This is a genomic window from Bacillus sp. FSL M8-0166 (genome assembly GCF_038008825.1).
GTDB lineage: Bacteria > Bacillota > Bacilli > Bacillales > Bacillaceae > Bacillus > Bacillus safensis.
Window position 1 is genome coordinate 2308210 of sequence record NZ_JBBOZZ010000001.1, and the last position, 18046, is coordinate 2326255.

Below are 18046 nucleotides of genomic sequence, written 5' to 3' on the forward strand. Positions count from 1 at the left end.
TGCCGGTGCTCACGAATGTCAAATTCGCTCCGCTCCGGTACTCGTCCTTCCTAGACTTCAAAGGTTTTCTATCACGCTGAAAAAAAGAAGACAAAGGGCTAAAATCAAGATCATTTTAGCCCTTTGTCAACAATTTGAAAGAACAGCATCGCTGTTCTTTTTTTAAATCAAATATCCGCACACCATAGTTCAATTTCAATTTTCAGCTCCGGCCATCCTAATGCTGATACATAAGCAACCGTCATTGATGGGTAAGCTGTTTTGAAGATCGTATCCCACTGAGGATATAGATGGTCCCAGTCGATTTCTTCTGTTGCCCATATATTGACCTTGATCACATGTTCTTCATTCAATCCTTCTGATTCAAGGATTTTTTTGATGTTTTCAAACGTATTCGTTACTTGGTCGTTTAAGCTTGATGGGATCTGCCCATCTATATCTGTCCCTACCTGACCCGATGTAACAAATAATCCCGCACCCTTTGGCACCCTTGTGATATGACTGTAGTTACCAACAGGTTTCGGCATACTTTCTGGGTTTTTTCTCATGATTTTTTCCATGTTATGTCCCTCACTCACGTTTATTTTTCTGCTGCTAGTTTCTTCGTTTTGTAGACAGACTTCACCAATTTCTATCTATCCTAAAAGAAAACAGCAGTGGAGTATCCATAGCCACAAGGTAAGAACATCAATATCTTCTTTTTCATGACCGAAACACTCCTTTTGTTTGCGTGAGCAAGGTTTTGATTAACTTCATCGTACCTCACAAGTGATACATAGTCAAAATGATTTATAGACGATAACGCGCAATGTCCTGATTCAATCGCATGCTAAGCTCATTGAGTCTTTCTGCTGCTTTTGCCACATTAGAGATGGCTGTCACTTGTTCGTCTGTGGAGGCAGTGATTTCTTCGATCGCCGCAGCATTTTCTTGAGAAACATGTGCTGCGCCGTGCATGGCTTTTGTGATGAGGTCGTTTTGCTCCAGCAGTGTATTCAGCTCTTTTGCCATAGCGTTTGTTTCAACGATGGTTTGTGAAATCAATGTAGAGATGGCATTGAATTCATGTTCTGTTGCATGCACCGCTTCATCCAACTCGGCAAAACGATCCATTGTGTTAGACATGATACCAGCTGTTGTTGTCGTTTCTTCTTTAATGCCTTGGATCATTTGCTGAATTTGAACGGCTGATTGTTTTGTCTGCTCAGCTAAATTCCGCACTTCACTCGCCACAACTGAGAAACCTTTGCCATGCTCTCCTGCCCGTGCTGCCTCAATACTTGCATTCAGTGCCAGTAAATTCGTCTCATTTGAAATGCTTTCAATCGTATCTGTGATTTGAGAGATATCCTGTACTTTTGTACTTAACTGCTCGATTCCTGCTCTAATGCCTTGAGACGCCTGAATCGATTGTTCATTCGATTGTTTTAACTGCTTTACGATTTGCTGGCCCTGCTGTGATGAATGACTTGATTGGTCGGAAATCCGTTTAATTTGATCACTCTGTTCTTTGACATTCTCAATAGATTGATTAAACTGGGTCATTTGTTGATTGGCTACTTCAAGATCAGATGCTTGATGAAGTGTTCCAGTCGAAATGTCTCCGATGGCTCGTCCAATTTCTTCACTGCTGGCTGAGGTTTCTTCAGATATCGCTGATAAATCTGTCGCTGATTCAACAAGCTGACTGCTCGTTTCCTGTAAACCGCTCACCAGTATTCTGAGCTCTCCTGACATATGGTTAAAACCTTTTGCCAGCTGTCCGATTTCATCCGTTGTTTCCTTTAAGTTTGTGCGTTCAATATTCCCCGCCGCAATGTCCTTTGAAGCAGCAGTGACTTGCTTGAGCAGTCTGACTTTTCCTCGAGCAGCTAAATAAAAGACGCCTAGACTCAAAAGGGCGACACCTGCTGTAATAAGAATAATATAGAGCTTCATCTGCTCTAATTCTTTATAAAATTCGTCCTGGAAGACAGCGATACCTACACTCCAATTCCACGGTGTAAACTGGCTCATATAGGCAAGCTTTTCCTTTTCTTCGCCGGTTGCATCATCCTTATCCATATAGGTCACATAGTGTGCATCCTCGCCTTTTGCATTGGCGCCAGTGACCATTTTTTGACGATTGGTCGTGTTATCTGGAATGACGCCGATGTCGTTGACCGGATGGACCTGGGTTGAATAGTCAGTGCCATATGCGATAAGATAACCTTTATTTTTATAGATAAAATCTGATTTTTGAGATTGGTATCCCTTACCGTTGTCATTTTTGGGCCCGCTCAAGTAAAGCCGGGCTTGTTCTTGCGCCTGCTCCAGTGTCAGTTCTTTTTTCTCCACACGGTCATTCAACTGTTCAAGTGTGGCCATCGCTCCGCTGACGATGTGCTTTAAATCTGCTTTCCCTGCATCAATTAATACATGTTTCGCTAACAAATACCCCGTTGTTCCAACTAGTCCGCCCGTTAAAATCGTGATCACGATAATGGCAGACATTAATTGAAAAAAGACACTTCTTGACGCAAACGCTTTCTTTTTCATGTACAAATTCCCCCTTGCTTTATATATCGTCAAGCAGGGAAAAGTATTAAAAAAGTCATAGAAAAAATCCCTTCCGCACGTTGGAAAGGGATTTTCTGATTATCGAGCTGTTTCTTTCAGAATGGCTTGATAAAGATCGTCTGATGGTGAGAGTCCACATACCTCTTCCAGCACACCTTCAATGCCTTTTTCTTTTCTTAATGACTGCAAACGAACAGCTTCTTCGTCTCCAGTAAAGTCGTAAGCCAAAGCTGCCACGATGCCTTTAATTAAATACTCTGGCTGTCTGATCTTTTTCGCTGGACCGATTAAACGGTCATCTGCTCCAAGCTTTCTAAGCGGGGAACGTGCGACGCGTGTGACTTCATCAGAGATAAAGGCATTTTCAAATCGTTTGATGATTTTTTGAATATACGCATCATGTTCTTCTTTTTGAAAGCCATATGTGTCGATTAAATAACTGCCCGTTTCGTGAAGTGCACCTTCGACCACTTGACGAATCTCTGGTGTATCGACAGCTTCTTTAATCGTTTGAACGCCTTTCTCGTACCCGACATAAGCAGCTAGTGCATGTCCTGTGTTGACAGTAAAGAGCTTACGCTCAATATAAGGCGTCAAATCTTGTACAAAGGTCGCTCCATCGATCTGAGGAACGTCTCCAATAAAGCCTGTCTCATCAATGACCCACTCGAAAAATGGCTCGACTGATACTTTCAAAATGTCCTCATGGTGCTGAATTGGGACAATGCGGTCCACCGCAGCGTTTGGAAAACCAACTGTGTGTGACAGCGCTTCTTGTTCATCAGCTGTTAGATGAGAGAAAACAGCTTCCTTTAAATGAGAGCTGCCGCCAATCATATTTTCACACGCCACAATGTTGATGATATGATCAGGCTTTTTCTGTTTTAAACCATCAGCAATCGATGAAGCAATGATGTTCAAAACGGCTGGTCCAACAGCTGTTGTAATGAGGTCAGCTGTTGCTACCGCCTCAGTTAATGCAGCTGGATCTTTTGCGGAATTGATGGCTGACACAGGACCGACTACTTCTTGCTGCTGCCCTGGTGCTGCGAGTTCCACTGTGTATTCTCCTTTTTCATTCAGCTCGTTGATGACCGCTTCATTTACGTCGGTAAAAACGAGCTCAAAGCCTGATGCTTTTAACAAAGATCCGATAAACCCTCTGCCAATATTGCCTGCTCCAAAATGAAGTGCCTTCATGTTAGTTCACCTCGTTAAAGATGGCGATCAGTTCATCCTGATCCTTTGCATGAATGATACGCTCTACGTTTTCTTCTTCTGAACAGACAATCGCAATTTGAGAAAGAATATCGAGATGCTCATTGTTTTTACCAGCGATGCCAAATACGACTTTGGCCATATTTCCTTCACCGTATTCAACGCCATCTGGAATTTGGATAATGGAAATTCCTGAATGAAGAACAGCCGCTTTCGCATCCTCTGTTCCATGAGGAATGGCAATTCCGTTGCCCATAAATGTAGAAGAAATATTTTCTCTTTCAAACATTTTGTCAACATAATCACTTGTGACATAACCGTTTGCCACTAAGACTTCGCCTGCTTTTTTAATGGCTTCTTCTTTAGAGCCCGCTTGTTCGTTTAGAAAAATATTGTCTTTTGAAAGTACTTGTTTCATGAAAGATCACACACCTTTTTTAGAATGGAAAATCAGAAAACAACCAAAACGGGGAGTTCAATTAGGAAAAATTGGACTCAACCCGTTTCGTCATGTTATTTTTTCAATTTCTCAATCAGCTCATCGTATTTCGGGCTGTTTAAGAAATTATCAACTGAGATATGCACAGCTCCTGGCAGTTTTGCCTTGGCTCTATCTGTTAAATCTTTATGAGTAAAGACCACATCGGCATCATCTGGGATGTTGCTGATGGATGTATTTGTCACATCAATATCAAGCTCTGCCTTTTTGACTTTGTTTTTTAAGACGGATGCACCCATCGCACTTGAGCCCATTCCTGCATCACAGGCAAAGATGATTTTGTTCACGTCATCTGGATTGATCTCACTTGGAGATGCTGCTTGCTCGTTCGCTTCAGCACCTTCTTTTTGTGCTGTAAGAGCTGCTGCTGCTGCACTTTTCTTGCCTTTCATGTCTTGCATTTTTTCAGTTGCTGCTGTTAAATCTTCGTCCACTGCTTTAGACGCTTTCAAAATGACAGAAGCGACAAGGAATGATACGACCGCTGCCACGACAACACCTGCTAGAACGGCAAGGTGGCCGCCTTTTGGTGACATGAGCATAAGAGCGATGATACTTCCTGGTGACGGCACAGCCTTTAATCCTGCATTTAACAATGTAAAAGTCAGAACGCCGCTTGCTCCTCCAGCAATTACCGCTAAAATGAGCTTTGGCTTCATTAAGATGTATGGGAAGTAAATCTCATGGATTCCCCCTAAGAATTGAATGACAATCGCACCCGGTGCAGACTGCTTTGCTGTCCCTCTTCCAAAGAACATGTAGGCCAGAAGAACACCTAGACCTGGTCCTGGGTTTGTTTCAAGCAAGAACAGAACGGACTGGCCTGTCTTCGCCGCTTGCTCCACCCCTAATGGACCTAAAATTCCTTGGTTAATTGCATTGTTTAAGAACAATACTTTTGCTGGTTCAATGAAGATACTTGCCAGCGGAAGTAAATGTGCATTGACAATAATATCTACACCTGCCGCAAGGGCTTTATTCAGACCTAGTACCACTGGGCCGATTGCGTAGAAAGCAATGGCGACTAAAATGGCACCTAGAATACCTGCACTAAAATTATTAATCAGCATTTCAAAACCTGATTTGATTCGGTCTTTAAACAGCTGATCGATTTTCTTAATGAGATAACCGCCAAGCGGTCCCATGATCATCGCACCTAAAAACATCGGGATGTCCGAACCGACAATAACCCCAATCGTAGCTGTTGCACCGAGTACCCCGCCTCGATGGTCATATACGAGCTTCCCGCCTGTGTAACCGATTAAGAGCGGCAGCAAGTAGTTGATCATTGGGCCAACTAGTGTATTTAATTGTTCATTTGGAAAATAACCACTTGGAATGAACAATGCTGTGATGAGTCCCCAAGCAATAAACGCTCCAATATTCGGCATGATCATACCGCTTAAATAGCTTCCGAAGCGCTGTACCTTTACGCGAAATCCGCTTTTTTCCTGCATCTATGAAAACTCCTTTCTTCTCTCCCTTTATTTAGGGCTTTATAGGTCAAAAGATATAAGAACAAGATTCAGTGAAGCCCTTATGCCTATCGTAAAACGCTTTCACTTTCTCTTCAATTGAAACTAAATGTCACTTTGTCACATAGTGTGTGACAAAATTGAAAAATGATGTGAAATCACTCTCAGATCCCAATACAAAACGGGTAAAAAGGTTGATCTGCCGTTGTTTTGATGCAAAATTCATGGGAATTTCACAACTTTCAAATGGTCTCTTCTTGTTTCCTCTTCTTAAATCGAATAGGCTTATAATTGATCAAACCTATTCAATTAAGAAATGTCTGCGCAGACATGACACAGAAAAAGTGAACCATCTTGCTGTTTGTTTCGTTTACCTTTTAGAGAGGGCGGTACAATAGGAAGAGCGGTTTCTTCTGTGACTCACAGTTTACTGCCGCTTTCTTTCTGATACATGAGACATTTTCATAGGTAGAAAGGCGGTTATTCACCTTGTTTAAAAATAGTAAGTGGCTTCTGCTTCTTATGGTCATGTTCACTTTTTTCATTCCAAAGGAAGCATTTGCACACGCATACGTCGTGAGCTCGAACCCAGCGGCAAATGAAGAGCTGGATCAGCAGCCTCCTTCAGTCTCGATCACATTTAGTGAAGGAATTGAAAGCGGATTTCATGCCATTAAGGTGCTAAATGCAAAAGGTGATCGTGTGGATAAAGGAGATACGGTCATTAAAGATCAAAAGATCATGGAAGCGGCTTTAAAAAAGAATTTACCAAAGGGGATTTACACCATTCAGTGGAATGCGGTATCAGCGGACGGACACTCTGTCTCTGGCATGATTCCGTTTAGTATTGGAAAAGCGGAGGGCGGTTTTGACCAATTAGAACAAGGTCAAACGGATGAATCCATTGATGTGGCCTCAACTATTGATAAAGCCTTTCTTTATACGTCATTCAGCTTATTCCTTGGGACCATTTTGTTTGGACTGCTTTGGTTTAAGACTGCGATTTCACCTGTATTGGCGAAACGAATGAAGCGGCTTTTGACATTGTCATTGATCATGATGGGCGGAGCACTTGTGTTCCAGCTGCCGATTCAGACAAAATCAGCGGCAGACGTGTCCTTTTGGGGGGCATTTCAGCCTTCGCTTTTACAAGAAACGATTGCGTCCACTTCTGGCGGCAGTCTGTGGATGATGCTTATGGCGTCATTTGTTCTTCTCACCATCTGGACGATTGTGGCGGTGAGAAAAGGGGACTTCTCTTCTTTTCGGGTTTGGCTGTTTCCACTGCTTCTATTCACAGTGCTCCTTTGGGTGAAAGCACAAATCGGACATCCAGCCGCAACAGACAATAAAATACTCACAACATCACTTGATTTCATCCATCTCGTCTCTGCTTCGATTTGGGTCGGTGGTTTAACAGCCATTGTCCTTCTATTGATGAAGAAACTGCCAAATGAAGATGAGCCGCTCATTCGGAGTACGCTGGCAGCATTTCATCCTTGGGCACTGCTCTCTGTTGGACTCATTGTGTTTTCAGGATTTGTGAATGCCATCTTTATTTTGCAATCGTTTGACGCTCTTTTCCAATCAGCATACGGCCGCACCTTTTTAATCAAGCTTGGTTTATTTATCATCATGGGCCTTCTTGGGCTTATGCATTACTTGATGCTGAGATGGGAAAAGAAGCAGAAACGCAGCGTTTCCTTACGAGCTGAATGGATGATCGGGATCGCCATTTTGTTATTAACGGCTGTCTTTACCAATATTCCGAGCCCTCCTCCGCCTGCACCTGAGCCCTTCTTTGGCGCAAATCAGGTCGAGCATCGTGACATTGTGTCCTTGAGCATTACCCCGAATGCCCCGGGGAAAAACTCGTTCGAAGTGGCATTTACAAAGAAGAATGGAGAAACGATCACTGATATTCAATCTGTGACAGCCAAGATCCATAAGGTGGCTTTATTCGGTGATGAGACACCAAGTGAATTTCAACTGAAACGATTAAAAAATGGTCATTTCTCTGCTGAAAATCTCTTATTAAATGAAAAAGGCACATGGAAAATTGAAATCCATGCGTTAACTGGTTCTTTTAAGAATATCGATACTACATTTATTAGAAGAAATTAAAAGGAGTTCATGACATATGAAAAAATACGTTAAATCTTTATTACCAATGCTTCTCGCTTCATTTTTATTGGCGATTCCTGTGAGTGCGCACGTGACAGTCAAGCCTGATACATCTGCGACAAATGCTTGGGAGACCTATACATTAAAGGTTCCTTCTGAGAGTGACAGCCCGACGACAAAGGTTGTCTTGTCAATACCTAAAGGCGTAGAATTCCAGCAATATGAGCCAGTACCTGGCTGGAAAACGTCTACTGAAGAGAAAGATGGCAAGGTGACAAGAGTGACTTGGGAAGCAACAGGTAAAGGTGTGCTTGCTGGACAATTCCAGCAATTCGTTTTTGTAGCGAAAAACCCTGAAAAAGCAGGTGAAGCTGCATGGGATGCGTATCAATATTATCAGGATGGAACGGTCGTTGAATGGACTGGCGATAAAGATGCTGATAAACCTCATTCCATCACAAACATTGTGGCATCTAATACCGTAACGGATTCACATGGCCAGGAAAAACCAAAAGAAGAAAAGGCCTCTGAAACAGCCTCTGCTTCTTCCTCACCACTTGTCCTCGGTCTGTCCATTGCTGCTCTAGTCGTGGCACTGATTGCACTTGGACTTGCTTTTAGAAAGAAATAAAGGCTGTATGAGCGATCGTTTTCTCAGAAACGATCGCTTTTTCTTCCTTTACACATATAGGAACAAATGCGAAAGATCAATTATTTTCCATTTTCCCAACTTATTATTGCCAATATAGGATTGAATAGGATAAAGCCGCATGCCATAATGGGACACATGACCACATAGGAGGCTATGAGATGAACCATGTAATCATTTTTGCTCATCCCCAGCAAAGCTTAAATCAAACCTTATTAGATCTTGTTGTGAGCACTCTTTTGAACAATGGTCATAAAGTGACTGTTCGTGATGTCTATGCTCTAGGTTTTTCACCAGAGCTCACCATTGCAGAAAAGGCTGCCATCAAATGCGGTGATGTCCCGATCTCCATTCAAAGAGAGCAGAAACTGATACAGCAGGCGGATGTGCTGACGTTTATTTTTCCAATATGGTGGACAGGCTTGCCGGCTATGCTAAAGGGTTATGTAGAGCAAGTGTTTTCTGAGGGTTTTGCTTATCAGATCAATGAGGTTGGAGAGATTGAAAATCTGCTTCGGCACAAACAAGGTGTTATCATCAACACGCACGATGCACCGAGGACTTTTCTTGATTCCAATAAGATTTCCACCTCCTCCCATCACATGACAACTGATACTGAAGTCTTCAATTTTATTGGCGTTCAGCCTGTTGAACGGCTTTTGTTCAGCAGCATGGAGCAGGCATCTGCAGATTACATACACGAAATTCTGAAAGAAACGAAAGAAACGGTGGATCAGCTTTTCCCGCCGGCTGTTTAATAAAAAAAGACTGCCGAGATTCCTCAGACAGTCTTTTTCACGTTTATTCGTCTAACCCAATGGATACATATTTTGTTTCTAAATAAGGTTCGATCCCTTCGATGCCGCCTTCTCGGCCAATCCCGCTCTCTTTCATACCGCCAAAGGGTGCTTGGACAGCCGATGGACCTCCATCATTCCAGCCAATAATCCCATAATCGAGATGTTCTGAAATGTAGAGTCCGTTTCGATAATTTTCTGTAAAGAAATAAGCTGCAAGGCCAAAAGGTGTATCGTTGGCTAATTCAATTGCCTCGTCTAACGTTTTGAATGTCGTAATCGGTGCCACTGGACCAAAGGTCTCTTCATGCATGATGTTCATCGAAGGGTCCACATGTGTAAGAACCGTTGGCTGGACAAAATAATACGACTTGTCATCGTCGAAATGCGTATCGCCGCCGACAAGAACTTTCGCCCCTTTATCCACTGCATCTTGAATTTGGCCGACAATTTTATCAAAGCCGCGCTTGTTGATAATTGGACCGATGGATGTGCCTTCTTCAAAGCCATTTCCCACTTTCAGCTTCTCTACTTCTTTGCTGAAGCTTTGAGCAAATGCTTCATGAATGTCTTCATGCACAATTAAGCGGTTGGCACAGACACAGGTTTGCCCTGCGTTCCGAAACTTAGATGCCACTGCTTGTTTGACAGCTAATTCAAGATTTGCATCCTTGTCTACGATGAGCGGGGCATGACCGCCAAGCTCCATTGATACGTGTTTGACTGTACTGGCACTGTTTTTGATCAAATGCTTTCCGACGGGCGTTGAGCCTGTAAACGTGATTTTACGAATCAATGGACTATCTGTGAAGATTTCACCCACTTCTTTGCCGTCTCCCACAACCCATTGCAGTGCATCCTCTGGAATGCCAGCTTCATGACCTAACTTTACTAGTTCAATGGCTGTCAGCGGTGTGTCTTCAGCCGGTTTTACAATAAACGTACAGCCTGCTGCAAGCGCTGGAGCTGCCTTTCTCGTAATCATCGCCGCAGGGAAATTCCACGGAGTAATGGCAGCAACCGGACCAACTGGCTGTTTTGTGACGAAAAGGCGTTTGTTCGTCGTATGTGACGGGATGGTTCTGCCGTAGATTCGCTTTGCTTCCTCTGCGTACCATTCAATATAACCAGCCGCATAGACGATTTCCCCTAATGCTTCTTGATACGGCTTTCCGTTTTCTTCTGTGATGATTTTCGCAAGCCTTTCTTTATGCTCAATCATCAGATCAAACCACTTGCGAATGATATTGGCACGTTCATGCGCTGACGTTTTCGCCCATGATTTAAATGCTTTGTGTGAACGGGAAATTGCGTCTTCGATCTGTTCTTTTGTATGCTGAGCAACTGAAGCAATTTCTTCTCCTGTTGCAGGATTATACACTTTGAGTTCGTTTGTCATGCTCTACCGTCTCCTTCGTTCTTGGATTCATTACATATAGTATATACCCAATGAGTACCCAACCTAAAAGCAATATCCATTCAGCTGGCCAAGATAAGGAGGCCGGCATTCCTGGAAAGTAAAATGAAAGGAAAAGAAGACTCAGTCCGATGGCTAAAACACCTGTCGTCCGCCAATATTTAATGCTGTATGGACGCTCCAGCTCAGGTTCTGTTTTGCGAAGTCTCATAAAGGCAATGGACACTATTAAGTACCCGACGATGATTCCTACACCGCCCGCATTGACAATCCATACGAGGGCAGGGCGCCCTAGTAATGGAGCGAAAAAAGCCAAAGCACCAAGAAATAAAATGGCATTTGTCGGTGTTTTATACTTTGGATGAATATACGCAAACCATTTGGAAATCATACCTCTTTCCGCCATAGCATATAGAATACGGCTTGCACCGATAATAAAAGCATTCCAGCTCGTCACAATCCCTGCTACCCCTCCAATGACAAGCACTGTACCAAACGCTTGATGACCGAGAAGCTGTACCATCGCATCTGCTGTCGCTAATGAAGAGGCTTCAAGCTGTCCTTTTGACATTCCAGCAGCTACCCCAAAGACAATAAGCAGATAAAAAACGACCGCGCTCACGATGGAGATAATCAAGATTCTCCCAATGATTTTTTTTGGTGCGTTAATCTCCGCCGCTACTTGCGGAATGACATCAAACCCAACGAATAAAAAGGGAATCATGACTAACACCGCCATAAGACCGCCAACCCCGCCTTGAAACATAGGCTCAAGGTTTGCAAAATCTCCATTAAATGTTGCGCCGCCTAAAAGGAGAAAACCTGTCAGAATAATCGCCACTGTGAACACGGACTGAAAAATGGCAGCAGGCTTCGCCCCAATGTAATTCAGCGCTGTTAAAAACAATGCCCCGCCAGATCCAATCAATACCCACGTGAAATAAACGTCCCATCCTCCTATATTCCATAAGAAGCCAGCATGCTGTGTTGGAATCACATAATCAATGACGGTCGGCAAGGCGACAGCTTCAAACGTAATCACAGACACATAACCAAACAATACGCCCCATGCTGAGACGAACGCTGCTTTCATCCCAAATGCCCGCTGGACAAAAACGAGCCCTCCGCCTGTCTCTGGAATCGCAGACGAAAGCTCAGCATACGTAAGTCCGATAAAGATGACGAGAATACCGCCTATAACGAAAGCAATCACACTGCCTAAAAATCCAGCTGTTAAAATCCAATCTCCCGAAAGTACAACCCAGCCCCAGCCAAGCATTGCACCAATGGACAAAAACAGCACGTCAGACTGCGACATCGTTTTTGCCATTTGTTGTTTTTGCATACAACCATCCCCCTTTGTTGTTTAGCGTGCTTTGAAGGCGTCCTCGATAATCCCTAGTCCTTCGTGAAGCAGCTCATCTGTGATGACAAGTGGTGTTAAGAAGCGAATGATATTCCCATTAATCCCTGCCGTTAAAAGAAGCAGCCCGTGCTCATTTGCATATGCTGCAATCGCTGCGGCTGTTTTCTTATCCGGTGTACGCGTTGTTTGATCTTCCACAATTTCAATCGCCGCCATTGCCCCTAACCGGCGGACTTCCCCAATGAATGGATACGCCTGTCTCCATTCATTTGCTTTGTCCTCAATGACTTGCCCAATATGTTCAGATCGTTGATTCAGTTGTTCTGTTTCAATGATATCAAGGACAGCCAGTGCAGCTACACAGCCTAACGGACTTCCTGCATATGTTCCCCCAAGCTCCCCTGGATCTGCCGCATCAAGCATTTCTTTTCTGCCAACGACTCCGCTCAGCGGTAAGCCAGCTGCAAGAGATTTTGACACAGTAATTAAGTCCGGTACCACATCAAAGTGCTCAATCGCAAAGTATTTCCCTGTTCTCGCAAAACCGGTTTGGATTTCATCTGCAACAAAGACAATCCCGTGCTGCTGACAGAATGTAGCGACATGCTGAACGAAACGCTTCGATGGCACAATGAACCCTCCCTCCCCTTGGACTGGTTCCATGACCACACAAGCAACGGTTTCTGGTGCAACGGCTGCGACGAAAAATTGATTGAATTGATCAATGATGTACTCGTCGTACGCTGCATCGCTTAATCCTTCAGGCTTTTGATAGTAATACGGGTACGGTGCTTGGTACACCTCTGACGCAAATGGTCCGAAGCCAAATTTATACGGCTTGACCTTGCTCGTCATGCTCATTGTCATATTCGTTCTGCCGTGAAAACCTCTTGTGAACGACACAACGGCCTGTCTTTTCGTATATTTACGTGCAATTTTCACCGCATTTTCAACAGCTTCTGCACCTGAATTAAGAAAAATGGCTTTCTTGTCATGGTCCCCTGGTGTGAGATGGCACAGCTTCTCTGCCAATTCGATATACGATTCGTACATCATTACGTTGAATCCAGGATGAATCAGGCTCTCTGCCTGTGCTTTGACCGCTTCCACGACCTTTGGATGTGAATGTCCTACGTTTAATGTGCCAATGGCGCCTGCAAAATCGATAAATCGGTTCCCATCGATATCGAACAGCTCGGCTCCTTTCCCCCTCGCTGCAAGATGACGGTTGCCGTTACTGACGCCTCTTGCGACGTATTGATCTCTTTTTCTCTGCCATTCTTCGGTTGAAAAACGGTTTGTTGTCGTTTGACTCATTGTCATCCATCCCCTTTATATCCTTTTTTATTATTCTGAATATTTTTTGGTATGATAGAAAGTACCAATATCATTTTTTTCATGGTACCAGAGAGGATGGAATGGTGAGATGCTGACAATTCAACTAGATCAAACAGGGCAAAACGGATATATTTATCATCAAATTTATACGAAAATTAAAGGGGAAATCTTAAACCGCAACCTTCAGCCGCACGATCAATTACCGTCCAAACGAGAGTTAGCCGATGCATTAAACGTCAGCGTTAATTCAGTGAATGGCGCCTATCAGCAGCTGCTTGCCGAGGGGTATTTATATTCGGTTGAACGCAAAGGGTTTTTCGTGGAATCACTAGAGACGTTTCATGAGTCAGGTCAGCTGAAACCCTCTTCTCTTCCTGTAGATTTAAAGGAGGAGCCGATTGCACGAGACGACTGGTATTCCTTTTCACATATCTCCGTCGATACAGCGAACTTTCCATTTAAAAGCTGGCTGAAAAGTGAACAAAAGGCGATCCACCTCCACCAAGAAGCCTTCGGTGAGCTTCCGCATCCACAAGGTGTGTATGAGCTGAGGGAAACGATTGCCCGGCTGATCGGACTTGCGCGAGGAGTCAAATGCTATCCGGAACAGCTCATTTTAAGTGCAGGCACACAGTCACTGATCCATTCGTTATCAAGCATTCTTCCGGCCGATCAAATATATGGGTTAGAAAACCCTGGCTACCGCCGGCTCTATCAAATGCTGAAAAACAATCATCACCAAATTGAAACGATTGGCATTGACCAAAAAGGGGTGCGAATGAGCGACATTCATAAAAAACAGCCGAATGTGTTGATCATTACCCCTTCACATCAATTTCCAACAGGGGTGATTATGCCAATTTCCCGACGCATTCAGCTGTTAAACTGGGCAGCCGATCAGCCAGATCGTTATATCATTGAGGATGATTATGACAGTGAATTTAAATATGGTACAGACAGCATTCCAGCGTTGCAAAGTCTGGATCGATATGACAAAGTCATTTATATGGGCACCTTCTCAAAATCATTGCTGCCTGGCTTACGGCTAAGTTATATGGTGCTGCCTCAGCATTTATTGAGACGCTATAAAGAAGAACAGCATTTTTTCATTCAAACAGCCAATCTTTTTACACAATACACCCTTCTTCATTTTATAAAAGATGGGGCATATCAACGGCATATTAAAAGAATGAATGGTTTATATGAGGAAAAACGGAAGCAGCTCATTGGAGAGCTCAATACGGTTTTTGCTGACAATGTGCGGATTATTGGAGAAAATGCTGGGCTTCATTTTATCGCAGAGTTACGTTCAAAACGGACGCAGCATGAGATTTTACAGCGAGCGAAAGAAAGAAAGCTGAAAATGTACGGAATGGATCGTTTTACCCTTGATGAGCAATTGCCAGGGCATCAGCCAGGCTTTGTTCCGCTCGTCCTCGGCTTCTCACATATGAGGCGAGAGGATATTCAGCCAGCAGTGAAACGGTTGTATGACGCCATTTTGGGGAAATAAAACAGCCAGCTGCTCTTTACAGACAGCTGGCTTACCACCGCTCTTTATCTACGGCTAAAATCGAAGTCACAAGCCCAGGAAAAGCGGCCTCGATGTCTTCTTTTCTTAAAGAATAGTAACGGTGCTTCCCGTCAATTCTCACTTTCACGACGCCTGCCTCCCTCAGCACTTTGAAGTGATGGGAAAGCGTAGATTTGGCGATATTCATCTCATACGTGCCGCATGTCCTTTCCCCCGCTTCTGCTAAGCAGCGAACAATTTCTAACCGGATTGGATCAGCCAATGCGTGCAGCACAGAAATCAGTTTCATGTCTTCTTTGTTTGGATGGTTTGGATTCGTCATACGATAAATGTATCGTATTTTGTGCCAACATACAATCTCATTCACCTGGAGCTGACTAGTCAAGTAACGATATGACTTCACAAACGTCCATTATGAATGAGACTGCCTTGAAGAAAGAAATTTTGATGGTCGAACTTCACGGCAAAACAAAAATATATGCCGCACATGCGGAAGGATAAAATACCTGTCATACAGACGGGTATTTTTTTAAGTTCATTTTCTTGTCATAGGTCATTGGTTTTGTTATCATAGCAAAAGTGACCACTCGGTTTCCATTGTGACCCTATGGTTTTGCCGATTCGGAAAGGACTTATGAAGATGAATGAAAAGCAAGAAGAGATTTTACGGGTTTCAAAGAAATTATTTTCTCAAAAAGGCTATATGAGTGTCTCTATGCAGTCAATTGCCGATGCCTGTAAAATATCAAAAGCGTCTATTTATAAACTGTTTGATTCAAAGGAAGCTCTTCTATTAGAACTGATTAAATACAATCAGTGCAAAATGAGAGAGATTTCTCAGATCATTCATTCAGAAACGACGCTGTCCAAAAAGGAAAAATTCACAAAGAAGATCAAGCTTGAGCTTGAAGAGTTTAAAGAGAATCATAAGTTTTTGAATATGCTGTCCTTTGAAGCTTTTTCTAATCATTCTCCCATTGTCATTAAGCATTTACGTGAAACACGCACCATTATCATGCAGCGTCACAAAGACATTATTTTAAGCACATATGGTGAATCTGTCGCTCCTTATGTCTGGGATCTCGTGATTGTTCTCAATGGATTAATGAGAGAATTCATCTTAATGCTGGCGCTTGAGCACAAGAACATTAAATTAGAAAATGCTGCCGAGATGATCATTGGCGTAATGGACCGTGTATCGAAAAAGCCTTGCTCGATTGAGCCTGTGTTAACAGATCAGCTGATGGACTCTTATTTGTTTTCCTCACAGGACGAATATGATGAAGAAAAACTTGTCATCTCGTATTTAACGAAGATTAAGCAAGAGCTTCACGCACTGTCAAACGGAGAAGAAAAGGACGATCTCCTCGCTGCGTATGATCTGCTCAATCAAGAATTATCAAAGGATGAACCGAGAACCTTTTTAGTCAGCTCACTGCTCGATTATTTAGGCAAAAACAGCGTTTTATCACAAAACGTGTCACAGCTGAAAAGCATTATTTTATAGATAAAGAAGGGATAACATGAACCAATCAACTACATCGTATAATCGATCTGTGATTGTTGGGATTTTCCTCGTTGGGGCATTCGTCGCGATTTTAAACCAAACGCTTCTCATTCCAGCGATCCCGCATATCATGGAAGATTTCAATATTGATGTCAGCAAAGGGCAGTGGCTCACAACAGCCTTTATGCTGACAAACGGGATTCTCATCCCGATTACGGCTTTCTTAATTGAGAAATTTTCAAGCCGTTCTTTAGTTTTAACGGCACTTAGCATCTTTACAGCCGGTACAATTCTTGCTTCATTTGCAACGAATTTTCCGGTATTACTTGCAGCGCGTATCGTACAGGCAGCCGGTGCAGGGATTTTAATGCCGCTGATGCAAACGATCTTTTTAACCATTTTCCCGAAAGAAAAACGCGGGCAGGCAATGGGTATGGTCGGACTTGTCATTTCGTTCGCACCTGCGCTTGGGCCAACACTTGGCGGCTGGATTGTCGATTCCTTCAGCTGGAAGTTCTTGTTCTATATTGTTATGCCAATCGGTATCATTGATCTCATTCTTGCTTTCTTCTTAATGAAAAATGTGACGCAGCAAAGAGAGACACGTATTGATGTCTTATCTGTCATCTTGTCGTCCTTCGGTTTCGGCGGATTGCTTTACGGATTTTCTAGTGTCGGCACCTACGGCTGGACGAGTGCGACTGTCCTCATTACGCTGATTGTCGGCGCCGTGAGCTTGTTCTTCTTTATCCTGCGCCAAACGAATTTGACAAGACCGATGCTTGAGTTTGGCGTATTTAAATTTGCGACCTTTAGTTTAACAACCTTCCTTGGGATGCTTGTCTTTGCTTTATTGATTGGTACAGAGACGATTCTGCCGCTTTATACGCAGAATGTCAGAGGGTTGTCTGCACTTGATACAGGGCTGATCTTATTGCCAGGTGCTCTCTTTATGGGGTTCCTGTCACCGATTATCGGACGGATTTTTGATAAAGTCGGCGGAAGAGGGCTGGCATTAGGCGGATTTACGATTCTCACCGTGACCACCCTGCCATTTATGCTGCTCACCCTTGATTCATCCATCGCTCTCATTACAGTCACCTACACGCTTCGCTTAATCGGGGTTGGGATGATCATGATGCCGCTGACTACGGCAGGTATTAACTCATTACCACCTCATTTGATCCCGCATGGGACAGCGATGAATAACACGATGAGACAAGTGGGAGGGTCTATTGGGACGGCCGTGCTTGTCTCCATCATGAGCAGCTCTGCTGCAAATGCACAATTGGCCAATCCATTAAAATCAGCCGTTCACGGAATGAATACGTCATTTTTCATTTCTGGTCTGATTGCCATCATTGGACTCGTCCTCTCCTTTTTCTTAAAGGTAAAACGTGATAAAAAAGTGATGAAACAGGAGCTATCTTCCTCCTCGTCTTCTTCATAAGAGAAAGAGCTCGGCATATGGCCGGCTCTTTTTTCATATACTCACACAATATCGTCCTCTCTGTAAACACATTTGTATTTCTAGCGAAGAAAAACCTTGATAATTTAAGGAAA

The 18046-nt window shown here is 43.4% G+C and carries 15 protein-coding genes; 6 read left to right on the forward strand and 9 right to left on the reverse strand.

Annotated elements, in window-relative coordinates; all coding sequences use genetic code 11:
• Nucleotides 1–167 precede the first annotated feature (167 nt).
• From NSS92_RS12165 to NSS92_RS12185, 5 genes are all read right to left on the reverse strand, one after another.
• Nucleotides 168–560 carry a RidA family protein gene (locus tag NSS92_RS12165; RefSeq protein ID WP_267587687.1) on the reverse strand — a complete coding sequence of 131 codons (393 nt, stop codon included), beginning with the start codon at nt 558–560 and terminating at the stop codon, nt 168–170.
• A 229-nt stretch (nt 561–789) separates the two neighbouring features.
• Nucleotides 790–2538, reverse strand: coding sequence for a methyl-accepting chemotaxis protein (locus tag NSS92_RS12170; protein ID WP_340868249.1), 1749 nt, complete (start codon nt 2536–2538; stop codon nt 790–792).
• 99 nt (nt 2539–2637) lie between these two features.
• On the reverse strand, nt 2638–3759 hold the full coding sequence (locus NSS92_RS12175; RefSeq protein ID WP_340868251.1) for a mannitol-1-phosphate 5-dehydrogenase: 1122 nt from the start codon (nt 3757–3759) through the stop codon (nt 2638–2640).
• 1 nt (nt 3760) lies between these two features.
• Entirely contained in the window at nt 3761–4195 is a 435-nt protein-coding gene (locus tag NSS92_RS12180) for a PTS sugar transporter subunit IIA (RefSeq protein WP_046527414.1), read from the reverse strand.
• 95 nt (nt 4196–4290) lie between these two features.
• Nucleotides 4291–5733 (reverse strand): PTS mannitol transporter subunit IICB, encoded by a 1443-nt coding sequence (locus NSS92_RS12185; RefSeq protein ID WP_267587692.1) that lies wholly within the window; start codon nt 5731–5733, stop codon nt 4291–4293.
• Nucleotides 5734–6240: 507 nt separating this feature from the next.
• On the opposite strand from NSS92_RS12185, the gene NSS92_RS12190 reads away from it, so the two are divergent.
• From NSS92_RS12190 to NSS92_RS12200, 3 genes are all read left to right on the forward strand, one after another.
• Entirely contained in the window at nt 6241–7875 is a 1635-nt protein-coding gene (locus tag NSS92_RS12190) for a copper resistance CopC/CopD family protein (protein WP_340868258.1), read from the forward strand.
• A 16-nt stretch (nt 7876–7891) separates the two neighbouring features.
• Nucleotides 7892–8506 (forward strand): YcnI family copper-binding membrane protein, encoded by a 615-nt coding sequence (locus NSS92_RS12195; protein WP_340868260.1) that lies wholly within the window; start codon nt 7892–7894, stop codon nt 8504–8506.
• Between the two features lie 179 nt (nt 8507–8685).
• Nucleotides 8686–9282, forward strand: a complete 597-nt coding sequence (locus NSS92_RS12200) for an NAD(P)H-dependent oxidoreductase (RefSeq protein ID WP_340868262.1) — start codon at nt 8686–8688, stop codon at nt 9280–9282.
• A 43-nt stretch (nt 9283–9325) separates the two neighbouring features.
• On the opposite strand, the gene NSS92_RS12205 is transcribed toward NSS92_RS12200, so the two are convergent.
• From NSS92_RS12205 to gabT, 3 genes are read right to left on the reverse strand one after another with little or no spacing between them, the layout of a single operon-like run.
• A complete protein-coding gene (locus NSS92_RS12205; RefSeq protein ID WP_024425539.1) occupies nt 9326–10720 on the reverse strand; it encodes an NAD-dependent succinate-semialdehyde dehydrogenase in 1395 nt (464 codons plus the stop codon).
• A complete protein-coding gene (locus tag NSS92_RS12210; RefSeq protein ID WP_034622930.1) occupies nt 10695–12083 on the reverse strand; it encodes an APC family permease in 1389 nt (462 codons plus the stop codon). The genes NSS92_RS12205 and NSS92_RS12210 overlap by 26 nt, the downstream gene beginning before the upstream one ends.
• A gap of 21 nt (nt 12084–12104) precedes the next feature.
• Entirely contained in the window at nt 12105–13421 is a 1317-nt protein-coding gene (gabT, locus tag NSS92_RS12215; protein WP_340868269.1) for a 4-aminobutyrate--2-oxoglutarate transaminase, read from the reverse strand.
• Nucleotides 13422–13530: 109 nt separating this feature from the next.
• On the opposite strand from gabT, the gene gabR reads away from it, so the two are divergent.
• Complete coding sequence (gene gabR / locus NSS92_RS12220) at nt 13531–14955, forward strand: MocR-like transcriptional regulator GabR (RefSeq protein WP_340868271.1); 1425 nt, start codon at nt 13531–13533, stop codon at nt 14953–14955.
• A 31-nt stretch (nt 14956–14986) separates the two neighbouring features.
• Here the strand turns inward: gabR and NSS92_RS12225 are convergent, their stop codons facing one another.
• Entirely contained in the window at nt 14987–15298 is a 312-nt protein-coding gene (locus NSS92_RS12225; protein ID WP_267587702.1) for an ArsR/SmtB family transcription factor, read from the reverse strand.
• Nucleotides 15299–15616: 318 nt separating this feature from the next.
• Between NSS92_RS12225 and NSS92_RS12230 the strand changes: the two genes are divergently transcribed.
• Both NSS92_RS12230 and NSS92_RS12235 read left to right on the forward strand, forming a co-directional pair.
• Nucleotides 15617–16483 carry a TetR/AcrR family transcriptional regulator gene (locus NSS92_RS12230; RefSeq protein WP_340868274.1) on the forward strand — a complete coding sequence of 289 codons (867 nt, stop codon included), beginning with the start codon at nt 15617–15619 and terminating at the stop codon, nt 16481–16483.
• Between the two features lie 16 nt (nt 16484–16499).
• Nucleotides 16500–17933, forward strand: a complete 1434-nt coding sequence (locus NSS92_RS12235; RefSeq protein WP_267587704.1) for an MDR family MFS transporter — start codon at nt 16500–16502, stop codon at nt 17931–17933.
• Nucleotides 17934–18046: the final 113 nt, after the last annotated feature.